24 protein-coding genes and 2 pseudogenes are annotated in these 25,729 nt (G+C 66.7%); 14 read left to right on the forward strand and 12 right to left on the reverse strand.

The genetic code is table 11. The features are described 5' to 3' along the window. Positions 1 to 2: 2 nt before the first annotated feature. Positions 3 to 1,430 (forward strand): ammonium transporter, encoded by a 1,428-nt coding sequence (locus ACFVJ5_RS04115; protein ID WP_379218411.1) that lies wholly within the window; start codon positions 3 to 5, stop codon positions 1,428 to 1,430. 145 nt (positions 1,431 to 1,575) lie between these two features. Here ACFVJ5_RS04115 and ACFVJ5_RS04120 read toward each other — a convergent pair. Next, positions 1,576 to 1,746, reverse strand: a pseudogene (locus ACFVJ5_RS04120) (class I SAM-dependent methyltransferase); the annotation flags it as partial. Between the two features lie 174 nt (positions 1,747 to 1,920). On the opposite strand from ACFVJ5_RS04120, the gene ACFVJ5_RS04125 reads away from it, so the two are divergent. Together ACFVJ5_RS04125 and ACFVJ5_RS04130 are read left to right on the forward strand one after the other, a co-directional pair. Further along, positions 1,921 to 2,313 carry a MerR family transcriptional regulator gene (locus tag ACFVJ5_RS04125; RefSeq protein WP_379218412.1) on the forward strand — a complete coding sequence of 131 codons (393 nt, stop codon included), beginning with the start codon at positions 1,921 to 1,923 and terminating at the stop codon, positions 2,311 to 2,313. A gap of 106 nt (positions 2,314 to 2,419) precedes the next feature. Next, entirely contained in the window at positions 2,420 to 3,343 is a 924-nt protein-coding gene (locus tag ACFVJ5_RS04130; protein ID WP_379218413.1) for an NADP-dependent oxidoreductase, read from the forward strand. A 526-nt stretch (positions 3,344 to 3,869) separates the two neighbouring features. Here the strand turns inward: ACFVJ5_RS04130 and ACFVJ5_RS04135 are convergent. Then, complete coding sequence (locus tag ACFVJ5_RS04135; RefSeq protein ID WP_379218414.1) at positions 3,870 to 4,103, reverse strand: hypothetical protein; 234 nt, start codon at positions 4,101 to 4,103, stop codon at positions 3,870 to 3,872. Positions 4,104 to 4,525: 422 nt separating this feature from the next. Between ACFVJ5_RS04135 and ACFVJ5_RS04140 the strand changes: the two genes are divergently transcribed. Together ACFVJ5_RS04140 and ACFVJ5_RS04145 are read left to right on the forward strand one after the other, a co-directional pair. Next, positions 4,526 to 4,912: a VOC family protein gene (locus ACFVJ5_RS04140; protein WP_379218415.1), complete on the forward strand. Its 387-nt coding sequence runs from the start codon at positions 4,526 to 4,528 to the stop codon at positions 4,910 to 4,912. Then, positions 4,909 to 5,784, forward strand: coding sequence for a sigma-70 family RNA polymerase sigma factor (locus tag ACFVJ5_RS04145; RefSeq protein WP_379218416.1), 876 nt, complete (start codon positions 4,909 to 4,911; stop codon positions 5,782 to 5,784). The genes ACFVJ5_RS04140 and ACFVJ5_RS04145 overlap by 4 nt, the downstream gene beginning before the upstream one ends. Before the next feature lie 192 nt (positions 5,785 to 5,976). Here the strand turns inward: ACFVJ5_RS04145 and ACFVJ5_RS04150 are convergent, their stop codons facing one another. The 4 genes from ACFVJ5_RS04150 to ACFVJ5_RS04165 all read right to left on the reverse strand — a co-directional run bounded on the left by ACFVJ5_RS04150 (position 5,977) and on the right by ACFVJ5_RS04165 (position 9,219). After that, positions 5,977 to 6,258, reverse strand: a complete 282-nt coding sequence (locus ACFVJ5_RS04150) for a hypothetical protein (RefSeq protein WP_379218417.1) — start codon at positions 6,256 to 6,258, stop codon at positions 5,977 to 5,979. Positions 6,259 to 6,365: 107 nt separating this feature from the next. After that, the gene (locus ACFVJ5_RS04155) at positions 6,366 to 6,614 is read right to left on the reverse strand and encodes a hypothetical protein (RefSeq protein ID WP_379218418.1); all 249 of its coding nucleotides are present in this window, start codon (positions 6,612 to 6,614) and stop codon (positions 6,366 to 6,368) included. 153 nt (positions 6,615 to 6,767) lie between these two features. After that, the gene (locus ACFVJ5_RS04160; RefSeq protein WP_379218419.1) at positions 6,768 to 8,051 is read right to left on the reverse strand and encodes an FAD-dependent monooxygenase; all 1,284 of its coding nucleotides are present in this window, start codon (positions 8,049 to 8,051) and stop codon (positions 6,768 to 6,770) included. A 283-nt stretch (positions 8,052 to 8,334) separates the two neighbouring features. Beyond that, a complete protein-coding gene (locus tag ACFVJ5_RS04165) occupies positions 8,335 to 9,219 on the reverse strand; it encodes a helix-turn-helix transcriptional regulator (protein ID WP_379218420.1) in 885 nt (294 codons plus the stop codon). Positions 9,220 to 9,582: 363 nt separating this feature from the next. On the opposite strand from ACFVJ5_RS04165, the gene ACFVJ5_RS04170 reads away from it, so the two are divergent. Together ACFVJ5_RS04170 and ACFVJ5_RS04175 are read left to right on the forward strand one after the other, a co-directional pair. Beyond that, a complete protein-coding gene (locus tag ACFVJ5_RS04170; protein ID WP_379218421.1) occupies positions 9,583 to 9,978 on the forward strand; it encodes a DUF2255 family protein in 396 nt (131 codons plus the stop codon). 18 nt (positions 9,979 to 9,996) lie between these two features. Further along, positions 9,997 to 11,034, forward strand: a complete 1,038-nt coding sequence (locus ACFVJ5_RS04175) for a zinc-binding dehydrogenase (RefSeq protein ID WP_379218422.1) — start codon at positions 9,997 to 9,999, stop codon at positions 11,032 to 11,034. Between the two features lie 79 nt (positions 11,035 to 11,113). On the opposite strand, the gene ACFVJ5_RS04180 is transcribed toward ACFVJ5_RS04175, so the two are convergent. Further along, entirely contained in the window at positions 11,114 to 11,656 is a 543-nt protein-coding gene (locus ACFVJ5_RS04180) for a DoxX family protein (protein ID WP_379218423.1), read from the reverse strand. A 180-nt stretch (positions 11,657 to 11,836) separates the two neighbouring features. Here ACFVJ5_RS04180 and ACFVJ5_RS04185 point away from each other — a divergent pair, with 180 nt between their 5' ends. The 6 genes from ACFVJ5_RS04185 to ACFVJ5_RS04210 are packed head-to-tail and all read left to right on the forward strand — an operon-like array spanning position 11,837 to position 16,830. After that, positions 11,837 to 13,609, forward strand: a complete 1,773-nt coding sequence (locus ACFVJ5_RS04185; RefSeq protein ID WP_379218424.1) for an AMP-binding protein — start codon at positions 11,837 to 11,839, stop codon at positions 13,607 to 13,609. Beyond that, positions 13,504 to 14,292 (forward strand): ferritin-like domain-containing protein, encoded by a 789-nt coding sequence (locus tag ACFVJ5_RS04190; RefSeq protein WP_379218425.1) that lies wholly within the window; start codon positions 13,504 to 13,506, stop codon positions 14,290 to 14,292. The genes ACFVJ5_RS04185 and ACFVJ5_RS04190 overlap by 106 nt, the downstream gene beginning before the upstream one ends. 5 nt (positions 14,293 to 14,297) lie before the next feature. Continuing rightward, positions 14,298 to 14,840 (forward strand): PaaI family thioesterase, encoded by a 543-nt coding sequence (locus ACFVJ5_RS04195; protein ID WP_379218426.1) that lies wholly within the window; start codon positions 14,298 to 14,300, stop codon positions 14,838 to 14,840. Further along, positions 14,837 to 15,100: an acyl carrier protein gene (locus ACFVJ5_RS04200; protein ID WP_379218427.1), complete on the forward strand. Its 264-nt coding sequence runs from the start codon at positions 14,837 to 14,839 to the stop codon at positions 15,098 to 15,100. Before ACFVJ5_RS04195 ends, ACFVJ5_RS04200 begins: the two co-directional genes overlap by 4 nt. Next, positions 15,097 to 15,930, forward strand: a complete 834-nt coding sequence (locus ACFVJ5_RS04205; RefSeq protein WP_379218428.1) for an SAM-dependent methyltransferase — start codon at positions 15,097 to 15,099, stop codon at positions 15,928 to 15,930. Before ACFVJ5_RS04200 ends, ACFVJ5_RS04205 begins: the two co-directional genes overlap by 4 nt. 15 nt (positions 15,931 to 15,945) lie before the next feature. Then, entirely contained in the window at positions 15,946 to 16,830 is an 885-nt protein-coding gene (locus ACFVJ5_RS04210) for an acyl-ACP desaturase (protein WP_379218429.1), read from the forward strand. Here the strand turns inward: ACFVJ5_RS04210 and ACFVJ5_RS04215 are convergent. From ACFVJ5_RS04215 to ACFVJ5_RS04225, 3 genes are read right to left on the reverse strand one after another with little or no spacing between them, the layout of a single operon-like run. After that, on the reverse strand, positions 16,802 to 18,133 hold the full coding sequence (locus ACFVJ5_RS04215; protein WP_379218430.1) for a cytochrome P450: 1,332 nt from the start codon (positions 18,131 to 18,133) through the stop codon (positions 16,802 to 16,804). The genes ACFVJ5_RS04210 and ACFVJ5_RS04215 overlap by 29 nt on opposite strands. A gap of 2 nt (positions 18,134 to 18,135) precedes the next feature. Next, a complete protein-coding gene (locus tag ACFVJ5_RS04220) occupies positions 18,136 to 19,371 on the reverse strand; it encodes an aminotransferase class I/II-fold pyridoxal phosphate-dependent enzyme (protein WP_379218431.1) in 1,236 nt (411 codons plus the stop codon). Positions 19,372 to 19,382: 11 nt separating this feature from the next. Beyond that, on the reverse strand, positions 19,383 to 20,549 hold the full coding sequence (locus tag ACFVJ5_RS04225; protein ID WP_379218432.1) for a sulfotransferase family protein: 1,167 nt from the start codon (positions 20,547 to 20,549) through the stop codon (positions 19,383 to 19,385). A gap of 167 nt (positions 20,550 to 20,716) precedes the next feature. Here ACFVJ5_RS04225 and car point away from each other — a divergent pair, with 167 nt between their 5' ends. Further along, a complete protein-coding gene (car, locus tag ACFVJ5_RS04230) occupies positions 20,717 to 24,205 on the forward strand; it encodes a carboxylic acid reductase (protein WP_379219765.1) in 3,489 nt (1,162 codons plus the stop codon). A gap of 143 nt (positions 24,206 to 24,348) precedes the next feature. Here the strand turns inward: car and ACFVJ5_RS04235 are convergent, their stop codons facing one another. Both ACFVJ5_RS04235 and ACFVJ5_RS04240 read right to left on the reverse strand, forming a co-directional pair. Next, positions 24,349 to 24,753, reverse strand: a complete 405-nt coding sequence (locus ACFVJ5_RS04235) for a His/Gly/Thr/Pro-type tRNA ligase C-terminal domain-containing protein (RefSeq protein ID WP_379219766.1) — start codon at positions 24,751 to 24,753, stop codon at positions 24,349 to 24,351. After that, positions 24,751 to 25,586 (reverse strand): annotated as a pseudogene (locus tag ACFVJ5_RS04240) (aminoacyl--tRNA ligase-related protein); the annotation flags it as partial. The gene ACFVJ5_RS04235 and the pseudogene ACFVJ5_RS04240, both read right to left, overlap by 3 nt. Positions 25,587 to 25,729: the final 143 nt, after the last annotated feature.

Consider the following 25,729-nt stretch of genomic DNA (forward strand, 5'->3'; position numbering starts at 1 on the left):
CTGTGCCGGAATCCCGTTGGATAAGAGGTACGAATGTGAATTCGGGAGATACCGCGTGGGTGCTGGCCAGCGCCGCGCTGGTCATGTTGATGACACCGGGCCTGGCGTTCTTCTACGGCGGCATGGTGGGCGTCAAGAGTGTGCTCAACATGCTGATGATGAACTTCATCTGTCTGGGTGTGGTGTCGACGCTATGGCTGCTCTACGGCTACAGCGAAACATTCGGCGACGACGCCTATTACGGGCTCGTGGGCGACATGTCACATGCACTGCTGCGAGCGACCCAGGGGACGTTGTCCGGGCCTGTGGGTCACCAGATCCCGACGATGGCGTTCGTGATGTTCCAGTTGATGTTCGCGGTCATCACCACGGCGCTGATCACCGGTGCGATCGCCGGTCGAACCCGCTTCTGGTCGTGGATACTGTTCGTCGTCCTGTGGGTCACAGTCGTGTATTTCCCGGTAGCGCACTGGGTTTTCCATCTGGACGGCTTCACCGATACCGACCCCTCGGGCGCATCCTCGGATGTCGGCGGTTGGATCGCGAACCGACTCGGAGCGTTCGATTTCGCGGGCGGCACCGCGGTGCACATCAACGCGGGCTCGGCGGCGCTCGCGTTGACCCTGGTGATCGGCAAACGGTACGGCTGGCCGCGCAATATCTCGCGTCCGCACAATGTGCCCTTCACGCTGCTGGGCGCATCGCTGCTGTGGTTCGGCTGGTATGGGTTCAATGCCGGATCGGCTTTGGCCGCAGGCGATCTGGCTGCCCTGGCATTCACCAACACCACCATCGCGACGGGCGTCGCGTCGTTCGCATGGATCGTCGTCGAACAACTCCGTGACGGGAAACCGACCACCATCGGCGCTTCCTCGGGCGCGGTCGCCGGTCTGGTCGCCATCACCCCGGCGTGCGGTTTCGTCGGAGCTGTCGGCGCCTTGTGTATCGGCATCGCGGCGGGCGTCTGCTGCGCGCTCGCCGTCAGCCTGAAATACACCTTCGGCTACGACGATTCCCTCGACGTGGTCGGAGTTCACCTGGTCGGCGGGTTGGTCGGCACCCTGTTGGTCGGTCTGTTCGCCGATGCTTCGGTCAACCCCGCGGGAGGCAACGGCCTTCTCTACGACGGCGGCTTCACCCAGCTGCAGCGCCAAGCCATCGCATCGGTGGCCGTCATGGGCTACTCCTTCTTGGCGACGCTCCTGCTGGCGTGGATTGTCGACAGGCTCGTCGGCCTGCGGGTCGACCCCGAATCAGAGGCCGACGGCATCGACGAATCCGAACATGCCGAATCCGCCTACAGCCTGAACATCCCGCCCGGCACCCTGGCTCCTGTTCCTGTACAGCCTCGGATATTGCCCCGGCCCCAAGGCCTCCCCGCCCCGCTTCGCGGTCCGACGACCACTTCTGGTGATCGCAGGTTGAGGTGAGCGCCTCGGTAGGAGAGTGCGTTGATGTCACCGGCCGGTTCAGTGCTCGGTCCGGGCGATTGCCAAGAGGTGTGCGCTTGCGTTGCTCAGCAGGGGGTCCTGCTCCAGACGGGTAGCGGCTGATAGCGGCCGCGATCAGGATGCCTCCGGGACGAAGTACGCGGACGGCCTCATGCAAAACTGTTGTCCGGTCCTCGGATTCGGTGCGGTGGTACAGCGGTCCGAGCAGCAAGACGGTGTCGAAGCAGGCGGCCGTGAGGGGACCTGGACAGGCGATCGTCCTCCGAGGCGCCGGAGTAGTGCTGTGCGAGATCAGAAGTCATGCCGAATACTCGGCCGGCGCAGTACACGGCGGCAACGGGTTATCGGCTCGTGGCCGCTCCGCGTCATCGCACAATTCGGCATGAGGGTACGTTCGGCTGCGGTCGGCAGCCTGCCCTTGCCACGCGATCGGTCTGAGCCCGGGGCAAGCGGGACGTAGGCTTTCAGGATGCGGATCGGTGAGCTGTCCACACGCACGGGCGTGAGTCCGCGCTCGTTGCGGTACTACGAGGAGCAGGGTTTGCTGACCAGCTCCCGCTCCGATGCCGGGCAGCGTCACTATGCCGATGCCGAGGTCGAGCGCGTATCGCTCATCCAACAGCTGTTCGGCGCGGGAATGTCGAGCCGGGTGATCGCGACCGTGCTGCCGTGCGTGGAAACCCCCAGCGACCCGGAGGTCGTCGAGCAGGCGTTCGAGACGATGACGCGTGAGCGCGACCGGATCGACGCCGATATCGCGCACCTGATCGAGACCCGCGATGCGCTCGACGTGCTGATCAGGATAAACGCCCGGCACCAGGAGCTGACCGGCACCGCGGAGCCGGCGGCCCGGTCGGCCTGATGCTGTGACCTGCCTCTCAACCGGTTGCCCCTTACATTGATGTGAGGGGTGAGGATTGCTGCAGCGCCCGGAACCACCGGGCCGGTCGCACGAGAGGCAGCAGAAAATGGGGCAGGCATGGGGTTTCAGCAGGTATGGCGGACCCGAGGTGCAGGAGTTCTTCGATCGTCGCGATCCCGTTCCCGGTCGCGGCGAGGTGCTGATCCGGGTCGACGTCGCCGGCGTGAACCCCCTCGATCACGCGCTGCGGTCGGGTCTGGTCCCCGGGCTCGACGGCGGCCGCCCGTTTCCACGCGTGCTGGGCATGGAGGCAGCGGGAACCGTCCTCGCCCTGGGTGCGGAGGTCGACGGGCTCGAGGTGGGTGACGCGGTCTTCGGCCTCGCACTCACCGGTGGTGGCACCTACGCCGAGACGACCGTGCTGTCCGCACCGAACACCGCGCGCATCCCGGCCGGTCTGTCCGCGACGGTGGCGGCAACGCTGCCGGTGGCAGGGACGACCGCGGTGGATGCGCTCGACCAACTCGGCCTGCCTGCCGGCGCGACAATCCTGGTCAACGGGGTCGGGGGTGGAGTCGGCCTCGCCGTCGCCCGGCTGGCTCTCGCACGCGAGCTGCGTGTGATCGGCACCGGGAGCGCCGCCAAACGCGAGCACTCCGACGCCATCGGGGTGCAGTTCATCGACTACACCGCCGGAGACGTCGCCGCCGCGGCCCGCGATCTCGCTCCGGACGGCGTGGACGCCATCGTTGACCTGGTCGGCGGCGCCGCACTGCGGACGGTCGTTCCACTGGCTCGGGACTCCCGCAACGTCATCGCCGTAGGCGATACGTCCGTGCCCGATCTCGGCGGGCGTTTCATCGAACGCCGCCTCGACCGCGAGAACCTGGAGCGATCGGCCCGGCTGGCCCTCGACGGAATCCTCGCACCCGTGATCACCGCAGTCCATCCGCTCTCCGACGCCCCAGCTGCCCTCGCCACCGTCGAAAACGGCCACACCTCGGGCAAGGTCGTCATCAAGGTGACCTGAGCAGCGCCCGGTCGGCCGACGTCAAGAGCGGACCGCACCGGCCACGCCCGCTCGACAACAAACTCGGCACCGCCACCGCTGGGCGTCTTGGACGAAGTGAATGACCGCTTGAAGACTAAAATCGGATTCATGAAAGACCGAGTCGTGGCCTTGATCGGGGGCTTCATCGGCGCAATGCTGTCGAGCCCGTTCGCCGTGTACTACGGCTTCGGGACCCCTGCACTCGCCACCGCCATTGTCGGCGTGGGGGTCTTGCTGGCTGGAGGCATAATGTTCGGCGGCCTCTGCGCTGCACTGGCATGGGCCGTCAGGTCTGATCGGCGTAACGGTGGTTACCGCTGTCGCGGTGAGAGCCGAGGATAATTTTTCGAAGCCAGGTCCCGCGGCGGTGCGGCCGGCAGCCGTAGAGGGCGCGGCAACCGGCAGCGGCGGACGTTGCGTGCCGCAACAGCTCTGGTCCGCCAGCGGACTGCAGCGGCCGCTTCGCTCTGCGCTCACAGCGGCATGTGCTGATATCTGGGGGCTGTCAGTTCTCGACTCCGTAGCTCGTGAACGCGTAGATCCCAGGGAAGCGCTCCTCGACCATCGCCGCCACTCGGGCGCCCTCCTGTTCCCAGCCGTGTTCCACGTCGGCTCGGACTTCTTCAGGCATGCCGGCATAGGCATACGAGGAGTACAGCAGGATTCCCAGCGACCTGGCCTCCTCCTCGTCGTAACCGTAGTTCGACGGTTCGACCGGAAACCCCTCACCGTCGGTCATTCTCGAGCCCAGACAAGCAGCTCGAACGCGCTCGAGCACCTGCTCCTGCTCCTGCTCCGACAAATCCGCGCCGTCCTTCCTGGAAACGAAAAGCGCTGGACCATAAGCCGACATGGATACCTCCTGATCATCGAGCCCGCATTGAATCAGAGAGGGACCGACCGAGCCTTCCTCAGCACAGCCCTGCACTCATCTCGGCAGATGCGGACGTTTGTGACCGCGTGCCCAGCGGCATGACACCGGGCTCGACTGCGGAAATCGTGTGTGGAGCGGGGGCCGGTACATCCTGAGTGGGGGTGCTGCGATTCGCTCGGCAACCGCCTCAGTGGGGCGATCCTGTTACCTTTTGCGGACCGCACTCGTCATAGAAGCGACGACCGATTACGGACGGTCTCGCATCTACGACCGAAGTGGAGCAGCCTATGCTGACCAACATCATGTACGTGACGATCTACGTCACCGATCAAGACCGCGCGCTGGAGTTCTACACCGATGGCCTCGGCTTGGACAAGAGGATCGACTTCACTGGGCCCGATGGGCGTTTCCTCACCGTAGGAATCGCCGACAGCCCGGTGCAGATCATTCTGTGGCCGCAATCGGCGGACGGGCCGGTGGTCGGAACCCGAAACGGTGCGCCGGGCCCGCTGATTCTCGAATCCAATGATCTGCGAAAGGATTTCGAGGTGTTCCGCAGTCGCGGAGTGACTTTCGTGGAATCCGAGCCCGAGGATTATCCGTTCGGGATCCGGGTCGAGGCGACAGACCCAGACGGCAATCGGATCTCGCTGCGAGAGCAGCGTACGCCGTGACCGACCACCCATTCGGCCTGGTGGCCGAGACGTTCGAGGCCCAGCGCGATCGGCTGCGCACCGTCGCGTATCGCGTGCTGGGCTCGCACGCCGATGCCGAGGACGTGGTCCAGGAAGCTTGGCTGCGCTTGATCCGTCTGGACATAGCGACGATCGACAACCTGGCGGGCTGGCTGACCACCGTGGTCGGCCGAATCAGCCTGGATCTGCTGCGCTCCCGCCAAGCCCGCCCCGAAACCGGATATGGGCAGGAGTTTCCGGGGTTCGTGGTGACGCCTGACGACGGACCCACACCGGATGAGCAAGTCGCGCTGGCGGATTCGGTAGGGCTCGCCCTGCTCGTCGTGCTCGATACGCTCACCCCGAGCGAGCGCCTGGCGTTGGTCCTGCACGATATGTTCGCGGTCTCGTTCTCCGAAATCGGGCAGATCCTGGGAAAATCCGCCGATGCCAGCAAAATGATCGCCAGTCGCGCCCGCCGCAAGGTTCAAGCCACGGAACGTCGAGCGGGGCCAGGGCGTGAGCACCAAGAGGTCGTCCAAGCCTTCCGCGCCGCAGCCCTAGCCGGTGACTTCGAAGCGCTCCTGCGCGTCCTCGACCCGCAAGTGAAGTTGACTGTCGACACTTCCGACGGTGTGGTCGTCACTCTGGGCGCGACCGCGGTTGCCTCCGGCGCTCGCATGTTCTCCGGCGAGGTCGCTCGACAACGGCCCGTGCTGGTCAACGGTATCCCTGGCCACATGTCCTGGCGTCCTGACGGAACCCCGCTCTCGGTCATCGCCTTCACCGTCACCGATGGCCGGATCGCCGCGCTTCACATCGTGATCGACCCGGCCAAACTTGCCTCGATCCGGTTGCCCGAACCGGCCTGAACCAGTGCCGTCAGAGTTTGGCCCGGCCCGCGCATGCGAGTGCCCCTTACGCGGGCCGGAACAGCAGCACTGTCTTCGGCAATTGAGTACGTTCGACGGGTGGTGGTGCGGCCTTCGGGCTCGCGCGGGTCGCGGGAGAAGAGGATGTTTAGTGGCAGTGTCGATGCACCGGATCTAGCCCGAGCTACGGGGCTACCGCCCGTCGAGGTCAACAGGCCGTTGATGGCCGCACTCGAGCTCAATTCCGTCCCGATCCCGCACGGTGCTGTCGACCATCACACCGACCATGATGCCGTTCTCGAGCCACGACACCTCGAATGGCGGATCATCATTCGCCTGCTCGAAGGAGACATGGTCGTCGGATTCGATGATGAAGACATCTCCCGGTCGCATCCAGTAATCCCGGCCCCACGGTTCGAGCCAGACCGTGAGTATTTTCTCTGCGAAAGGGTTCGACAGCATTAGCTTGGGCACCGCGGCAGACTATGCGATTTGCCTGTGAGAAGGCGGGTCTGACGGACACTCGACCACGCGCGACACTGGCCGGTTCGGTCAGTGCGGTATGCGGCAGAAGCGGACATTCAGCTGACGGCTTCACGTTCTGCCAGGAATCGATCGAGCAGGTCGAACAGAACCTCGAGGGTGTAAATTTCCTGCTCGGGACTGAGATCTGTGACGAAGTCCCACTCAGGCAGCGCGATCTGCTTGACCAGACCGGGCCAGTCGAAGCTGCTGTGGCGGCGAAGGGGCCGGTTTGGGTCGATCGGCTTCAGCTCCATGTCTTGTGCTCGCCGGGCGAAATGAGTATCGAGACCCATGGCTTTCTCCATCCGACGAGTCCATCATGCCGACCGCAATCATGAGTACATGAGAGTCCACGAAGGCCAGTCGAACCCGGACGAAACGCACTGAAATCGGCATGAGCGGACGCGGTCCGACGGTGTCCTGTCGGAGCGTCGTCCTCTCGACACGTCGTGTGACACCTACGGGTTTGCCGACGAGGTGATCGGAGGTCCGGCCGGGGCTCCGGAGTTCGGCACCCCTGCGTAGTCGGGCAGTTCGACGCCGTTGATCGCACGCTCGATCAGTTCGGTGAACCATTCACTGTCGAAATCGAGGCTCGGCTCGGGGTCCGGACCCGGCAGGTCGCGGCTGCGCGCGTGCAACCGGCCGATCTCCTGGTTGGCCTCGACGCACGCGCGCATCCGTCTCTCGTAGCCGGCGAACCCGGCCTCGGGCTCCCACCCGGCGGCGGCCAGCTCTCCAGCCAGGACGTAAGCGCCGACCAGGGCCAGCCCGGTGCCCGCCCCGGACATCGGCGAGGAGCTGAACGCCGCGTCCCCGAGCAGCGCCACTCGCCCGCTCGACCATTGGTCCATCACCACCTGAGCGACCTGATCGAGGTAGAAGTCCGGGGTGTCGTCCAAGTGCGCGAGGATGTCCGGGGTCAACCAGCCCAGGTCGGCCGTGCGCTCGCGCAGCAGGCGCTTCTGGGCCGCGACGTCGCGGTAGTCGATGTCGAAGTCGTGCGAAGGGAAGGCGAACATGGCCATCGCCCGGGTGGCGTCCCGGATGGGTCGCAGCCCGGCCGAGCGACCGGACTCCTGAAAGTCGATCAGCCATCGGTCCAGCCCGAATTCGTTGGGCACACTGTAGAAGGCCAGCATGTGCCCGAGGTGGCGGACGAACCGCTCGTGCGGCCCGAAGACCATCGCTCGTAGCGGCGAATGCAGTCCGTCCGCCCCGACAACCAGGTCGAAGCGCCGCCGGTCGCCGCCCTCGAAGGCCACGTCGGCACCGTCCGCGTCCTGGGTGAGTTCAGCGATGCGGTCGCCGAAGATGTACTCGACACTGTCGCGGGTGTCGTCGTAGAGCACCTGGGCCAGGTCCCCGCGCAGGATCTCGATCTCGGCGATGTACCCGTCGCCACCGTGGTCGTCGGCGCGGTAGGTCTCCAGCACGTTCCCGTCCACGTCCACGGTGTAGGCACCCGCGGTCTCGGTGCGCGCCGCGCGTACCGACGCGTCCAGCCCCATGCGCCGGATGACCTCCTTGGCCACCCCGCGCGCGTCTACCGCCTGCCCACCCGGACGCAACGCGGGCGCTCGCTCCACCACAGTCACTTCGGCCCCCCACCGGCTCAACCAGTGGGCCAGCGCGGGCCCCGCGATGCTCGCCCCCGCTACCAGCACCCTGGGACCGCTCGCCTGGGCGCCCTGCTCACCGGTCCGGATCGTGTGCCCCTGTCCGGAGTCGTCGACGCCCATCACTGCCTCCTGTATCTCCTCCCGCACGGGAACGGTCCCGGTACGGGTCCACCGCTGTCGGTGTGTCCAGCTGTATCGACGACGGATCCGCACAGAATTCATCGGTGCGGCCGAAAAAACATGTCCCCCATCTCGCAACACGCCGAAATCGGCATTATTCAGCAGGCCGTCGAGTCGATAAATGTTGTGACAGCGAGGATCGCGATGGCGACTCCGGGTGTGTACCGGGCTAGTCGGTCGAGTGTCGAGATATGTTGCGATTCAAGGGGTTCGGTGTCGGGGCTCATCGTCTGGAGGTGGAGTCGTCGTCGGTTCGGCCCGGGGTGGCGGCCAGGCTCGCGAGGAGTTTGAGTCCGTCGGCGGCGGGGGTGTCGGCGGGGGCGGTGTAGACGAGCAGGGTCAGGCCGGGGTGGGCGGGAAATTCCATCGCCTCGAATTCGAGGTCGAGGCGGCCGACGGTGGGATGGTGCAGCGATTTGCGGCCGGTGCGGTGGAAGCGCACGTTGTGGGCGGCCCAGCGGGTACGGAATTCCTCACTGCGGGTGGACAATTCGCCGATGAGCTCGATGAGGTGCTTGTCGTGGGGATTGCGGCCCGCCTCGGAGCGGAGCATCGCGGCGATGTCATCGGCGGCGCGTTCCCAATCCACGAAGAAGCCCTGGGAGGCCGGGTCCAAGTAGACGAACCGGGCGGTGTTGGCCGGTCGGCGGTCCTCGGCGAGCAGCGGTGCGTAGAGCGCTCTTGCCAAGGCATTGGCGGCGAGCATGTCGTGGCGTGCGTTGCGCACCCAGGCTGGGGCGTCGGTGATGGCGTCGAGCATCCGCTGGATGGACGCGGTGACGCCGGCGGTGGGCTTGGCCCGGCGCTGTCTGGCCGGCGCCGGGGCTGCCGCGTGGGCGAGGTCGAACAGGTGGGCGCGTTCGGCGTCGTCGAGTTGCAGGGCGCGCGCGATGCTGTCCAGCACACTGCCGGAGGCTCCCGCGAGGTTGCCACGCTCCATGCGTACGTAGTAATCGATGCTCACCCCGGCCAACAGGGCCACTTCCTCGCGACGTAATCCGGGTACTCGCCGGTTGCCACCGAAGGCGGGTAGCCCGGCCTGCTCGGGCGACAGGCGGGCACGGCGAGAAGTCAGGAATTCGCGGACCTGCGCGTGATGGTCGTCCATGTTCTCCACGGTAAATGCGTTGCGGCGCTCGATGGGGGTACTGCGGTTACCTGGAAGCGCCGTCACTGTCGCGTTCGCGTGAACCGGCGTGTACTCGATTCCATGACGTCACCACCGAGGATCCGCCAGGGCAGGCCGCGGCCTGGCGAACCGGTAGACGCTCGCCCTGCGGGTAGTAACTGAGAGATAGCAACCGAGGACAGAAAGGCTCGTGCCGATGGAGAAATCGAGGAAGCAGCCGTCAGGGAAGGGTCCAGCACGCCCCGAACTGAGCCCCCGCGACCGCAGCCTGATCACCTGCGCCGCCCTCGTCGCCGGTGGTAACACCGCCAAGGACCTCTTCGACTCGAAGGAGGACAAAACATGAGCGACTGGACCGGATCCGACCTCGAAGCCATCGGTGGTGCCACCGAACTGCACGTAGCTTCGCGCCGCCGCGACGACACCTTGCGCTCCTACGTGACGATCTGGGGTGTGCGGGTCGGTGACGACCTCTATGTCCGCTCCGCCTACGGCGCTGACAACCCGTGGTTCCGCCGAGCCGAAAAGGCGGGTGCAGGGCGAGTTCGTGCCGACGGGGTCGAACGCGATGTCACCTTCACCCCGCTGGACCCCACAGCCGGTGCCCACTCCCGGATCGACGCCGCCTATCACGACAAGTACGGCCTCTACGGGCCGCGGATCGTCGGCTCCGTCGTCGGCGAGCACGCCACCCGAGTCACCCTGCGGCTCGATCCGCAGAACCGGACACAACCCTGACCAGAACTGAGGATTCTCATGCGAGCGACCTACATGTACGCCCCCGGCGACGTCCGCGTCATCGACGTCCCCGACCCGGTCGTCATCGACTCCACCGACGCGGTGGTGCGGATCGTGCGCAGCTGCATCTGCGGCTCGGACCTGCACCCCTATCACTCCATGGCCGCCAGCGACCGGGGCAGCCCGATGGGGCACGAAGCTGTCGGTGTCGTGGAGGACATCGGCGCCGACGTCACCACGGTGCGCAAGGGCGACCTGGTGATCACGCCGTTCGCCTGGTCCGACGGCACCTGCGACTTCTGCCGCGAAGGACTGCAGACCTCGTGCCGCCACGGTGGCTTCTGGGGCGGCGGCCCGGTGGGTGGACTCCAAGCCGAAGCCGTGCGTGTGCCGTGGGCTGATGGCACGCTGGTCGCGGTTCCGGTCGAGGAGGACTCCGCGCTGATCCCGTCGCTGCTGACGCTGTCCGATGTCTACGGCACCGGTCACCACGCCGCGGTGAAGGCTCGGGTCGACCAGGGCACGACCGTCACGGTGATCGGCGACGGCGCGGTCGGGCTAATGGCCGTGCTCTCGGCCCGGCAGCTCGGTGCGCAGCGGATCATCCTGATGGGTCGCCACAAGCAGCGCACCGATCTCGGTCGGGAGTTCGGTGCGACAGAGGTGGTGGCCGAACGTGGTGCGGAGGGTATCGCGGCGGTGCGTGAGCTGACCGGCGGCGACGGCACCCACGTCGTCATCGAAGCCGTCGGCCACATGCCCGCCTACGAGCAGGCCATCGGTGTCGTGCGACCCGGCGGTGTGATCAGTCGCGTCGGTGTTCCCCAATATGCCGACGCACCAGTCGGTTTCGGCACGCTGTTCGGCCCGAACATCACCCTCACCGGCGGTCCCGCCCCGGCCCGCGCCTACATCGACACGCTGCTGCCGGGTGTGCTCGACGGCACGGTCGAACCCGGCAAGGTCTTCGACCGCGAAATCGGTCTGGACGAGGTCGCCGACGGCTACCACGCCATGGACGACCGCGAAGCCCTCAAGGTCCTGCTCCGCCCCTGACCACGCCCGCACGACAGAGCCGGTCAGATCGGTCAGGCCATCGCCCGCCGTGTCAACACCGACAGCGGATCGCGACGACTCAGAACGCTTGCGGGCCGATCCGTTCCACCGCGACGAACACCGCCACTGCCAGCAGCACTATGGTTATCGCGACGTTCGACCATTCGCCGCGGCGCCCGTGTGTGATGGCCGCGCCGGCCATGATCGCCGCGAGGCCGATGGCGGCCGCGGGCACCAGCCAGGTGGCGATGTCGAACACGCCGGGCAGGATCAGGCCGAGTGCACCGGCGACTTCGGCCGCGCCGATGAACTTGATCAGGCCTTCCGGGAACGACTCGGCCCAGCCCATTTTCGGGTCGGCGACGAGCTGTTCTTTGGTTTTGGCGAGTTTCATCGAACCGGCCATGAGAAACATCGCGGCCAGCAGGCCGGAAACGATCCAGACGACGATATTCATGCCGCGACTCCGGTCTGCAAAGGCCAGCGGGGCGCCGACCCAAGCCTCGACCTGATCGAGTATCAGGTTCGCACTCTCATCGTACTGCGGTGCGGGACGGCAATCGATGGAGTTCTCGAAGGCGGCAGAATCACGGGCCGTGGACCGGGTTCGGCCGTGCTGCACGAGGCGACGACACGATGCGGGTCCAGGCGTTTTCTCTCGCCCGGGCCCGCATTTTCTTTTTGAGCTGAGCTATCAGGGAATTTCGCGGTATTGTTATTGCCGCAGCGGACTATGTTATCGCAGCCTCGCATTTAACTGATCGTTCAGGGTTTGGATACCTGCGGCCTTTGTCATACAGCAATGACATCGTCCGTATCGGGACTGACGCTGCATCAGCGGTTGGCCGAGGTCGCGACCGCGCACCCGCAGGTCCGCACCACGTTCTGGTCATTGTCGCAGTCGACGCTCACCTACGCCGATCTCCGCGAACGGTCCGTTGCCGCCGCTGCCGCGCTGGTCGCACGCGGTATCGGGCGCGGTGAGCCGGTTGGCCTGCTGTGCCCGAACGCGCCGGAGTTCCTCATCGGCCTGTTCGCGACCACGACCGCGGGCGGGGCGGCCACCCCGCTGCCGCTGCCCGCCGGTGCCCGCCAATTGGCTTCCTACCCAGCGCGTTTGGCAGGAATCGCCGCCGCTGCCGGGATGCGGACCATTCTGGTGTCGCCGCAGTTCGCCGCCATCGTCGAACCACTGCGGGCGGCTATCGGCGTCGAATTCCTCGATACCGCAACCCTGTTCGCCGAAACGACAGCAGCGGGGCTGCCCCGGGTCGATCCGGACGATGTCGCGGTTGTGCAGTTCACCTCGGGTAGCACCGCCGCACCGAAGGGCGTGCGTCTCACCCATCGGCAGGTGCTGGCCGGGCTGGCCGCCATCCGCACCGGGATCGACCTCGGCCCGGCTGACCAGGGCGGGTTCTGGCTGCCGTTGTTCCACGATATGGGCCTGATCGGCACGCTGTCGGCGATCCTGCGCGGTATCCCGTCGCATCTGTGGTCGCCGACGGCGTTCGTCAAGGACCCCGAGCGCTGGTTGCGTGAGTTCGCCGCCAGCGGGTCGACCATTTCCGCGATGCCGAACTTCGGCTACGAGGCCCTGCTGGCCGCCGTGGCGCCGGACCGCGCGGCCGACTACGACCTGCGCCACTGGCGGATCGCCTTCAATGGCGCGGAACCCATCGCCCACGACGTGGTGCGAGAGTTCTGCGCGCGCTTCCGACCGGCCGGATTCGACCCCGCGGCCATGCTGGCGGTCTACGGCATGGCCGAGGCCACCCTCGCGGTCACCTTCCCGCCGCTCGGCCGCGAACCGGTCTTCGACTGGGTCGACCGCGTGACGCTGTCGGATTCCGGTAGGGCACAGCGGGTTTCCCCCGAGGCCGAGGGAGCCCGGGCGGTCGCGGGCGTCGGCACGCCGGTCGCCGGCCTGCGGCTCCGTGTGGTCGACCCCGACTCACGTATGACCGTGCCGGACGGCGAGGTCGGCGAGATCCTCATTCGCGGCGAGTCGGTGACCGACGGCTACCTCACCGCCGACCTAGCGGCCGCTGCCGAGCTGTTCAGCGAGGGCTGGCTGCGGACCGGCGATCTGGGCTACCGGCGCGACGGCGAGCTGTATGTGACCGGCCGCAGCAAGGACATGATCACCGTGCGAGGGGTCAACTACTACGCGCACGACGTGGAGGCCGCCGTGCGCGATCTCGACGGCGTCTACAAGGGCCGCTGCACCGCCGCGGCCGACCCCGAGGGCGGCGACACCATCGCCGTCATCGCCGAAACCGAACTCGTCGACACCGCTCGCGACGAGCTCACCGCCGCCATAGCCGGACGGATCACCGCCCGGCTCGGCCTGACCGCTGTGCGGGTGTATCTGGTCGCGCCGCGCAGCATCCCCCGAACCAGCAGCGGCAAACTGCGGCGACTCGCCGCCAGGGAACTGATCGCCACCGAGCGAGATTCGGAGCAACCATGCACAGCTACGACGTCTTCCGCCATTACGAGCGCCAGCACTGGCGGCTGGGTGACCTCGACCTCGACGCCATCGACCCCGCACTGGTCCGGCCCGAGTACGTGACCCTCGCCAAGAGCGCGACCATGGGCGAATCCAATGTCATCGCCGCCGTGCACGGATTCCTCAACGAATTCGTCGACGACTATGATTTCTCCACCTTCGCCGTGGTGTGGGGCTATCAGGAAGTGCAGCACCACTACGCCTTCCGGGCTTGGCTGGCCGCGGTCGGCGAAAGCGTCGACGACACGGCGGTCGGGGCGATGCGCCAGCCGTACGCGCCGGGCACGACGCCGTCGGCGACCCTGGCCACCAACATCATCTCCGAGCTCACCGTCAACCACGTCTACCGGGCGGTGTCGCAGTGGGTGGGGGAGCCGGTGCTCGAGGGGCTGCTGTTGAACGCCAGCCGCGACGAGGCAGGCCACGCGCGCGAATTCATCCACTACACCGCGCAGCGTCTCGCCCAGCGACCCGAGGAGCTGCCGTCGGTGCTGGAAACGCTCTATGTCTACAGTTCCGAGGCCAAGATCAAGCATCCGGTGAGCACATTCAAATCGGGCCTCACCGAACTCGGCGAGCACGAGACCATCGACACCGGCTTCGAGCTGTTCTTGGATCAGATCGCCGCCGAAGGCGAGATAGAGGTGCTGCACGACAAGGTTCGGCGCACTTTCTCCGGGATCACCGGGCTCGACCTGTCCTCCAACGCCCGGGTGCGGCGTGCCCTGGCCGACGCGATCGCCTGAGCTGGATGAACGCTCATGAGCCCGCCCGCACGGACACCCCCGATCTTGCGGTACGGCTGCCCTGGGAGGCGGTGCCGGACTACCACTGCTTCGGCTGCTCGCCGCACAACCCGGCGGGTCTCGGGCTGCGCTTCACCCGCCGCCCCGGCGGTCTGCGAGCGAGCTTCCGGCCGACCCGGTCCTTCGAGTCGTATCCCGGTGTCCTGCACGGCGGTCTGGTCGGCGTGATCTGCGACGAGGTGATGGCCAACGTGATCATGGTCGAGCGTGGCGTGCCCGCCTTCACCGTCTCGATGCGCACCCGCTACCTCACGCCGTTGCGGGTCGACCACGACTACCACTGCACCGCGACCATCTCCCGCACGGACGCCGTCGTCATCACGGCGAGCGCGGATATTCACGACGTGGACGACGAGCTCTGCGCGTCCGCCTCGGCCACCTACCGGCCGTTCGCCCTCGGCGACGTCCGCCACCTACTCACCCTTGACGACGCCGACGTCGCTCGGCTCGAGCACGCCATGTCAACCCAGAACGGAGTTCGCCCATGAGCACCCCTGCCGTCGCCGACATCCTGCTCACCGTGACCGAGATAGCCACCGCCGAGATCGGCGTCCCCGCCGCCGAGTTGGGGTCCGACGTCGACCTGCGCGGTGTGGCCGGCGTCGACTCGGTTCGCGTGCTGCGCATGGTGGCCCGCATCGAGCGCGCCTACGACATCGAGCTCGACGACCAGGACGTGTTCGGCATGTCCACCCTCGCCGACGTGGCGGCCGTAGTGCACAAAGCGTTGGCGGAGGTTCCCGCGTGACCGAGGTCGCCGACACCAACCAGCATTACGACCTCGATCCCGAGGTCTTCGGCGAATTCCTCGACCCGCTGCGCAAATACAGCTCCGGTCGGTACCTGACCGATACCGACACCCTCGAGCAGGCACAGCGGCACAAGTTGCGATTCGTGGCGGGGCGGCTCGGCCTCTCGGGCGGTGAGCGGGTGCTCGACGCCGGCTGCGGCTGGGGTTCGCTGATCCTGTTCATGGCCGAGGAATTCGCCTGTCGGACGGTCGGCGTCAGCCCCGCGCCGCGCCAGCACGAGTACATCGCCGAGCAGGCCGCTGCCCGCGGTCTCACCGACCGTGTGCGGACCGAGGTCGCGCACTTCGAGCAGCTGGAACTGCCCGCCGCCACCTTCGACGCGGTGACGATGCTCGGGTCGATCGTGCACATGCCCGACGTGGACGCCGCGTTCGCCCGCGCCCGGCGCACCCTGCGACGCGGCGGCATGCTCTACGTGTCGGAGAGCTGCTTTCGCAGCGCCCGGGCGCGAACCGCGTTCGACGATCGAACCGGCACCCGGTTCATCCGTTCGGACATCTTCGGATTCGGCGAGCTGCGCCCGCTGTCGGAGCTGGTGGCCGCTGCCGAGAACGCCGGGTTCTCCATCGACTCGGTGGACGATCTCACCAACGACTACCGCCGCACCATCGACGACTGGATCGCCAACGTGGACGCGGCCGCCGAGCGGATCGACGCGCACGGACCTGGACTGGCCGCCACGCTGCGGCGGTATCTGGAGATCGCCAACGCCGGCTGGGGTTACACCACCAAGCATTACGCCCTGACCTGCCGCAATGCCCGCTGACCGGGAGGAGTCCCCATGTCCGAGAAGTCGATGCCCGAACGCCTTTCGACCGAACGCTCGATCGTCGGAGCCGAGATGATCCCGGCCGGCGACGTCGGTGCCGCCGTCGACGGATTCTTCGCCGCCTCCCCGGCCGCGCGCGGCTGGGACGTGGAAACCGCCTTCGACTGGGACTTGGCCGACGCGGGTCGACTCACCGAGGGCCAGCGCTCGGCCGTGCAGTTCATCACCTATATCGAGGATCACCTGCCCGGCTATTTCGACGTCTATCACCGGTATTTCCCCGTGGACGACTCGGTCGACGCCGAGACCTTCGTTCACAATCGCGAGCTGTATCACTTCACCGTGCGCTGGGCGGCCGAGGAGGACACCCACGCGCGGGCGCTCGCGCGCTATCAGGAGGCCGCCGGAATCGCCGACCGCGCAACACTGCGGACCGATCTCGCGGTCGAGGGTCGCAAGCCGTTCGATCTGCCCTACCGGCATCCGGTGCAGTTCTTCGCCTACGCGCTGGTGCAGGAGAAGGCGACCCAGATCTACTACCAGCAGTTACGCGATGTGGTCGCCGATCCGGTACTCGGCGCGGTGCTGACTCGTCTGTCCCGTGACGAGGCCCGGCATTTCACCTTCATGGCCGACGTCGTGAGCCGGTATATCCGGGTGCACGGCGACGCGGTGGTCGAACCGATCCGTGAGGTCATCGAGGGGTTCCGGATGCCGTTGGCCGACACCATGCGCGGCTACTGGCGCTGGGCCCTGCGCATCGCCGACGTCGCCGACTACGACCACACCGCCGCCTACGCGCACCTGGTCAAGGTGGTCGACCGCGCGGTCGACGTGCGCTCGGACCGGCTCGACGAGCTGGTCCACTTCATCGAGCAGTGCCGCGCTCTGGACTGAACTGTCGACGGCGCAAGGCCACACGACCGCCTTTGCCCGGCATGTAGGCGATACCGCGATCGCGCATTCTCTCCCCGGTCGCGGTAGCTGGCAACAGCTCGAAATCCCTGAGCAGGCAACGGAGGACGACCTTCATCTCGGTCTCGGCGAAGTCCGAACCGATACAGCGACGATTCCCGCCACCGTAGGGAAGCCACGACATGAGGTCGGGTCGGCTTCCGCGAAAACGGTCGGGATCGAAGGCCTCGGGGTCGGGATAGACGGCTTCGTCGCCGTGGATCAGTGCGATCGAGACGATGATGCGGTGGCCGCGCGGAATCACCCACTCGCCCAACGCCAAGCTCGGCGCCTTCACCTGCCGGGAAACCGTGCCGATCACCGGTCGAACGCGCTGAACCTCCCAGATCGTGTGCTGGAGCACCTCGTCGTTTCCGGCGTTCAGGTCCTCCACCAGCCGGGCCAGCGCGTCCGGGTGTCGGCGCAGGCGTTCCAGCGTCCAGGCCAGGGTATTGGCGGAGGTCTCGTTGCCCGCGGTGAGCAAGGTCGCCAACTCGTCGGCGATCTCGCTGTGCGACATGGGCTCTCCGTCTTCGTAGTGGTTGCGCAGCAGCAGCGCGAGGATGTCGCCTCTGTCCGCCAGGCGCGGATCAGCGAGTGCGCGGCTGATCAGCTTCGCGATCAGCGCGTCGTATTCGCTGCGAAGCGAATCGAGTCGGGTCCGCGCCGAACGGCCACGACCGAACCCGATCGCACCGCCGGCCGCCAACCGCGAGCCGGCCTCACCGAGGGTCGGCATCAGCCGACGCAAGGCAGCGAGCTCCTCGCCGTCCGCGCCGAACACCGCGCGCAGGATGGTGTTGAGCGTGATGCGGACAGTCGCGGGCAGGATCGAAAATTCGGTGTTCTCCGGCCACGTCGCCGCCTCGTCCGCGTACTCCCGTTCGATGAGGGCCTCGTACTCGCGCATCCGTTTGCCGTGAAAGAGCGGGGACAGCAGTTGGCGACGTCGACGATGGGGCTCGTCGTCGAGACTGAACAACGACCCGGGACCGAGCAAGGCGCCGAGGTTGGGTTCGGCCTTCCCGGCGACCGAGGGGCCGGCCGCGAACACCTGACGGGCCAGCACCGGGTCGCCGACGAAGACCGCCGGTCCGATGACCGGCAGATTCAGCGTGAACACCGGACCGAGCCGCCGGCGTGAGCGCCGCATCATCCGGCGGCGACCGGTGAGGTAGAGAAGTCCCTGGACCGAACGGGGTAGTCGGGAACCAGGCGGCAGCGAGATCGCCGGCGTGGCGGTCATGATCAGAACCCGTACTTCTCCCGGAGCTCGGCGAGGGTGTCGACGAAGCCGTCGAGCTGCTCGTCGGAGATCCGGTTGTTCACCAGCAGGCGGATCACCGCGCGGTCCTTCGGCACCGCCGGGTAGCCGAACATCGGCACCAGGTAGCCGCGGTCGATGAACTCCTGTCGCACCCGCACGGCGGTGTCGTTCGCGCCCACCAGGATCGAGGTCACGTACGTGGGTGTCGGGTTGATCGTGCAGCCGATCCGGAGCAGCCGTTCCCGCAACCGGTCGACCCGGTCGAGATAGTTCTCCATGATCGAGGGGTCACGCCGCATCCGACGCAGCACGTGCACGATGGCGCCGACGGTCGGCGGCTGGATGTTGGTGGTGAAAACCGTTGTGCCGGAGAGGAAGCGGAACGCGTCCAGGGCGTCGGCCGGTCCGGCGAGCGCGCCGCCGCTGAGCCCGACGCCCTTGCCGAAGGACACCATCAGAAAGGTCGCCCGGCGCAGCGCCGCGTACTCGGCGGCGAACCGGTGACCGCCGTTGCCGTAGACCATGAACCCGTTGGCGTCGTCGACGAAGCTGATCGCGCCGAACTCCTCGCACAGATCGAGGATCGCGGCGACCGGGGCGAGCGACCCGTCGGCGGAGTACACGGCCTCGAATCCGACGATGATCTTGCGACCCGCCAGCTGCTCCAGCTCGCGTCGGAGACTGGCGGTGTCGTTGTGGTCGAACATGACCAGGTTGCGGCCGAACTTGAATCGCTCCGCTGCCTTCCACATGCTCCAGTGGCATTCCCGGTCCAGCACGAGCACAGTGTCGGTATTGTCGACGCCGTGGTTGTTGTTGAACGAGAAACGGGTGCTCATCGCGTTCACGAAACCGAGATTGGCCAGCATTCCGGTGGCGAAGGTGAGCGCTCGCTCCTTGCCGGTGATCTCGGCGACGAGCGTCTCCAGCTCGAGGTGCGGCCGGGAGACGCCCTGGATGATCCGGGAGCCGCCGACGACGAGGCCGTAATCCGCCGCTGTCTCGGCGAAGACCTCGCGCACCTGCGGGTCGTGCTGCCAGCCCAGGATGCCGATGCCGGAGAAGTTGACCAGTTTCTTGCCGTCGATGCTCACGACCGCGTCGTTGATGCCGTCGAGCTCGGGCAACGTGATGAATTCGCCGCTCTCGCGCGCGCTTTCGAGCCAGGTGGAGAAACCCCAGCGATCCAATGCCGAGACCGAGGACTGCGTCGCCATGATCGTTCCCTTCAGAGCAGAGTGCTGAGTCGGGCGTCGACCTCGTCGGCGGTGATGCCGTAGTCGGTCAGGTCGTAGGTGTGCGAACGGAGGCGGTCGTCCTCGGCGACCACCGCGAGCATCGCGGTGCGGACCTCGTCGGTGAGGTCGCGGCCCAGGCGCCGGTAGATGTCGGTGACGACGGCCAGCGGGTCGGCCGTGAAGTCGTCGAACTCGACGTCGTAGAAAACGGCCGGGTCGTATGCGGCCCGGTCCGTGGCGTAGCGCTCGAGCGAGCGAACGGCGAAATCGAGCAGGATGGGCCCGATCGCCTCGCCCTGGAAACTCGCTGACCGGCCCGCGACCATCTTGTCCACCATGCTGCACGCCGAGCCGAGCACCACACTGGCGGGTCGACGATGGGTCTGGATCACCAGGGCGTCCGGGAACGTCGCCAGCAGCGCATCCAAGCAGACGAGATGACTCGATGACTTGAGCACCCAGCGTTTGCCCGCGTCGGGCAACCCGATCAATTGCAGGTTACGACGGTACCGTTGGTAGGTCTCGGTGAAGTCCTGCTCGGCCAGCCACGCCGAGTACGTCGGCAGGTTCCCGGTGAACTCGAAATACGCCGAAAGCATCGATTGGCGGGTCAACAGCCAACATTCCTCGACCTCGTCGGCTCTGCGATTGTGAATACCCAGGTAGCCGGGGACCTGTTCGACGAATCCGTCGATGCCTTTCTGCACCATCTGGAAGACCGGGTCGGTCTCCCAGTCCGCGCGCGCCGGCCGGGGCTGTGGCGCGTAACCGAGCCACATCTGCAGGCCCTGGTGCGCTGGGTCGGCGGTCAACATCCGGTGCAGGGTCGTCGTCCCGGTGCGCGGCATGCCGACGATGAACACCGGCCGCTCGATCGCTACCTCGGCGTATTCGGGGCGCGCCGCCCACTGGGCCTGGCTGATCAGCCGGGACGCGAGGATGCCGGTCAGCTCGCCCTGGACCGCCTGGATGCCTCGCGGGCTCAGGTCGGCCTCCTCCTGGTAAGAGGACAGCAGCACCCCGAGCCCAGCCCGGTACTCCGTCGGGCCGAAGTCGGTGAGCCCGGTGAGGCCGGAGGCCGCCGCCTCCAGTTCCTCCACTGCTCCGAGTTCATTCACGTCAAATCCTTTGATTCGTCCTCGTTTGAATCGAAACATTAAGGAAGACAGCCGAGTTCGTGTGGTCTGGTCGCATAGTCGAATCGGTTGATAGGAAAGCGATTTATCGACTTTCGCCGCTGAATGCACATCAGTTGATCGCCGTAGAGTCCCTATCCCGGGTCGCGTGTGGCGAACGGGGAAATTGCTTACGGAGGCTGGCAGTGGTGACTGTTTCGCGCTCGGAGACCAGTGATCTCGGCGCTCGGCGCGCGCGGCGTATCGCTGAGTTACACGCCGCCGACCGGCAGTTCCGCGATACCGAGCCGAACGCGGCGGTCACCGCGGCGATCCGGAAGCCGGGGCTGTCGCTGGGGCGGATCGTGGCCACGATCATGGAGGGCTACGCGGACCGGCCCGCCGTCGGGGAACGCGCGCGGGAAACGAGCACCGACCCGGCGACCGGCCGTACGACACTTCGCCTGCTGCCGGCCTTCGAGACCATCACCTATGGCGAACTGTGGTCGCGGGCGGGCGCTGTCGCGACCGAATGGCATCACCATCCCCGGTCGCCGTTGCGTGCGGGCGAGTTCGTCGCCGTCGTCGGTTTCACCAGCACCGACTACGCCACTATCGAGCTGGCCTGCGTCCGGCTCGGCGCGGTGTCGGTGCCGTTGCCCGCCGGTCCGTCCGCCGACCAGCTCACGCCGATCATCGCCGAGACCGGACCACGCGTGCTGGCCACCAGCGTCGAACGGCTGACCACCGCCGTCCAGTGCGCACTGGCGAGCACGTCGGTGCGCCGCCTGGTGGTCTTCGACTATCAGGCGGCCGTCGACGAGCATCGTGAGCAGGTCGAGGTTGCGTGCCGTCGCCTGGCCGGCAGCCCGATCGCACTCGACACACTGGCCGAGGTGCTCGCGCGCGGAGCTGCTCTACCGCCGATACCGCAGTTCGAAGCCGACCCGGCGAGTGAGCGACTGGCCATGCTCATCTACACCTCGGGCAGTACCGGGGCGCCCAAGGGTGCCATGTACACCGACCGCATGGTCATCCCGGCGTGGCGTGGGTTCTGGCCGGGGACCGACGAGCTGCCGATCATCGGCGTGCACTGCCTGCCCATGAGCCACGTGTCGGGACGCGCCGCGTTCTCCGGCACTCTCGCGGCCGGCGGCATCGGTTACTTCACGGCGAACAGCGACATGTCGACACTGTTCGAGGACATCGCCCTGGTCCGGCCGACGACACTGCGACTGGTGCCGCGCGTGTGCGACATGCTTTTCCAGCGATTTCACAGCGAACTGGACCGCCAAGCGGCCGGCGACCGGGTCGCGGCCGAGGCACGGGTGCGCGAGGAACTGCGTGAACAGTTTCTCGGCGGCCGCGTGGTGTGGGTCGGCACCGGGTCGGCGCCGATGTCCGCGGAGATGACCGCCTTCGTCGAATCCTGTGTCGACCTTCCGCTCCAGGACGGTTTCGGCTCGACCGAAGCGGGCCGGATCATGGTCAACGGGAAGGTGTGCCGACCGCCGGTGCGCGACTACAAGCTGGTCGACGTGCCCGAACTAGGCTACTCGCGTACCGACTCGCCGTACCCGCGCGGCGAGTTGCTGGTCAAGACCGACGCCGTCATTCCCGGGTACTACAAACGTCCCGAGGCCACCGCGGAGATCTTCGACCGCGAGGGCTACTACCGGACCGGCGACATCATGGCCGAGATCGGGCCGGACGAGCTGGTGTACCTCGATCGCCGCACGAATGTGCTCAAGTTATCCAACGGCGAGTTCGTGGGCATCGCGCGGTTGGAGGCGCTGTTCGTCACCAGCCCGCTGGTCAGCCAGATCTTTGTCTATGGCAACAGCGAGCGCGCCTATCCGCTCGCGGTCGTGGTGCCGACCCCGGCGGCGCTCGACCGCGTCGGTGCGGCCGTCGCGGACCTGAAACCGCTGATCGGCGAATCGTTGCGGACGATCGCGAAGAACGCGGACCTGGCACGCTATGAGATCCCGCGCGACTGGCTGATCGAGACCGAGCCGTTCAGCACGGCGAACGGCCTGCTCTCCGACGTCCGTAAACTGCTGCGCCCCAAGCTGAAAGACCGCTACGGCCAGCGTCTGGAGCGGATGTACGCCGAGCTGGCGGAGCGGGAGGCCGGTGAGCTGAGCGCGCTGCGTCACGCCGGCCGAAACCAGCCGGTGGCCGAGGCCGTCCTGCGCGCTACTCAGGCATTGCTGGGTGGTGAGGGCGGCGGGTTGCTCGCCGAGGCGCATTTCACCGACCTCGGCGGCGACTCCCTGTCGGCGCTGTCCTTGGCCGGCCTGCTCGGGGAGATCTTCGAGATCGAGGTGCCGGTGAGCGTCATCATCAACCCCGCGAACAACCTTCGGCAACTGGCCGGACACATCGAGACAACATTGCTCGGCGGGCCGCGCCAGCCGACGTTCGCGACAGTGCACGGCGCCGGCAGCACCCGAGTCCGGGCCGGTGACCTCACGTTGGACAAGTTCATCGACACCGCGACTCTCGACGCGGCACGTGCCCTACCGCCGCCGAGCGGCGCGACGAACACGGTGCTGCTGACCGGCGCGAACGGCTACCTCGGCCGGTTCTTGTGCCTGGAATGGCTGACACGCACGAGCGCCACCGTGATCTGTCTGGTCCGAAGCGCAACGCCCGCCACCGCCCGCCTGCGGCTCGCCGCGGCGTTCGATCGGGGCGACCCCGACCTGGTCCGCCGCTTCAACGATCTGGCCGCGGACCGTCTCGAGGTCCTCGCGGGCGATATCAGCGCGCCCGGCCTCGGCCTGGACGAGCCGACATGGGACCGGCTGGCCGATACCGTCGACCTGATCGTCCACCCGGGCGCGCTGGTCAACCACGTTCTGCCTTATCCAGAACTGTTCGGCCCCAACGTCATCGGCACCGCCGAGCTGATCCGGCTGGCACTCACCGCGCGGATCAAACGAGTAAGCCACGTCTCGACCATGGGGGTGGTCGCCACGCGGACATCGTCCGCCGACGAGGACGCCGATATCCGGCTCACCAGCCCGGTTCGCGAACTCGACGGGAACTACGCCAACGGCTACTCGACGAGTAAATGGGCGAGCGAGGTGCTCCTGCGTGCGGCACACGAACGTTTCGCTCTGCCGGTTTCGGTGTTCCGGTCGGACATGATCCTCGCGCACAGCAGATACGCAGGGCAGCTGAATGTGCCCGACGTCTTCACCCGCCTGCTGCTCAGCCTCATCGCCACCGGCATCGCGCCGCGATCGTTCTATCCGACCGAGGATCCAGGACGCACCCACCACGGTGGTCTTCCAGTCGATGTCACCGCCGCGGCCATCGCCGCACTCAGTGAGCAGACCATGACGGGATATCGCACCTACAACGTCCTCGATCCGCGAAGCGTCTCGCTCGACGTGATCGTCGACTGGCTCGTCGACGCCGGCCACCCCCTCGCGCGAATCGACGACTACGACGAGTGGTTCACCCGCTTCGAAACCGCCATCCGCGCCATGCCGGAAGGCCGTCGCCGACACTCACTGCAGCCGCTACTCCAGGCATTCGGCAACACCCGCGAAACCCTCGACCGACCCGAATTCCCCACCGACCGCTTCCGCGCCGCCATCCAGGCCGCCGAAATCGACATTCCCCTCATGTCGGCCTCGCTCATTCGCAAGTACAGCACCGACCTCCGTCAACTGAACCTGATCTGATCTGTCGCCGGTCGTGCCATCGGGGGTACGCCGGGGTCCGACGCCCGCCCCGCCTCGAAACCGACGACGAGCTACACGAATTCGCGGCCCGATACCTGGTCCCGCTCATCCGTCCCGCCACTGCCGAGCGAGTACGCGACTCTTCACAGAGACCAATTCAGTGTTGTCCGGCGGTTGACGTAGGCCTCATCCATCAGCTCGAGGAGATGTTCTCGGGTTACCTGGGTGCGGACACCGCTGGCGATGTCGGTGATCTGAACGCTGTTCTGCGCGATTTCGGTCGGCCCGATGACCGCGATGAGGTGGTCTCTCAGCTTGCGGGCGTGTCGAACGCGCGCTCCCAGTGACCCGTCATAGTCGACGCGGCTGCGAAGTCCTCCGTGGCGAGCTTTGTCGGCGAGTGCGCGCGCTGCTCCGTCCTGGTCGGCGCCGACCGGCAGGACGGTGAGGTGAATCGGAGAGAGCCAGAACGGCAGGCGCCCCGCGTAGCGTTCGAGTAGCGCTGCGGTGACGCGCTCCATCGACCCGACTGTCCCTCGATGGATCATGACGGGGTGGTGTTCGCCGCCATCTGCGCCGACATAGGTGAGACCGAATCGTTGGGGCTGATTGAAATCGAGTTGCACGGTGGCAATGGTTTCCTCGCGGCCGCGTCCGTCCTGAACTTGCAGATCGAACTTGGGGCCGTAGAACGCTGCCTCGCCCGGGGCTTCGATCAGTTCCAGTCCGTGCTCGTCGAGGACGGACTGACCGGCGGCGCGAAGGTTGTCCTGGGCGTGCTCCCACTGGGCGTCGGTACCGAGCCATGCCGAGGAGGCGTCGTCTCTGGTCGACAGTCGGACGTAATCGACGGGAAGTCCCAGGATCTGTTGAGCGCGCAGCGCTGCCCGCAGCCCGAGTTCGGCTTCGTGCAGGACCTGGTCGGGTCTGCAGAAGAATGAGTGTCGTCGAGGTTGATCTGGCGGACGCGACTCAAACCGGAGACGACACCGGAACGTTCGGCTCGGAACATGGCGGCGAGTTCGTTGAAGCGAAGCGGCAGTTCACGATAGGAGCGTTGCGCCGATGCGTAGATCAACGCGTGGTGAGGACAGTTCGCCGGCCGCAGCATCAGCTCGTCCTCGCCCATCCGCATGGCGGGGAACATGTCCTGGCTGAACTTGCTCAGATGGCCGGAACGCTCGTAGAGCGCCCGCTTCCCGAGGACCGGCGAGAACACGGCGAGGCAGCCATCGGCCGACGCCAGTTCCCTGGCCAGCTTTTGCAACTCCTCCCGGATCGCGGCCCCGGCGGGGAGCCACATCGGGAGACCGGATCCGGCAAGCGGATCGGTAGCGAAGATGTCCATGTCGAGATTGAGATCCCGGTGGTCGGCGACCATAGTGTCTGCTCCTGGTGGTTTGTACCGGAACAGGCGGGGAAACAACGAAGCCCCGGAACACTGTTCCGGGGCTCGAGAGGTCTGGGGGAGATCAGTCCATCACGAAGTCGCCGGAAGTAACCGGCGTCGTCGTAGAAATGAGA

Origin of the sequence: Nocardia sp. NPDC127606, from assembly GCF_042671725.1 — a bacterium.
GTDB lineage: Bacteria > Actinomycetota > Actinomycetes > Mycobacteriales > Mycobacteriaceae > Nocardia.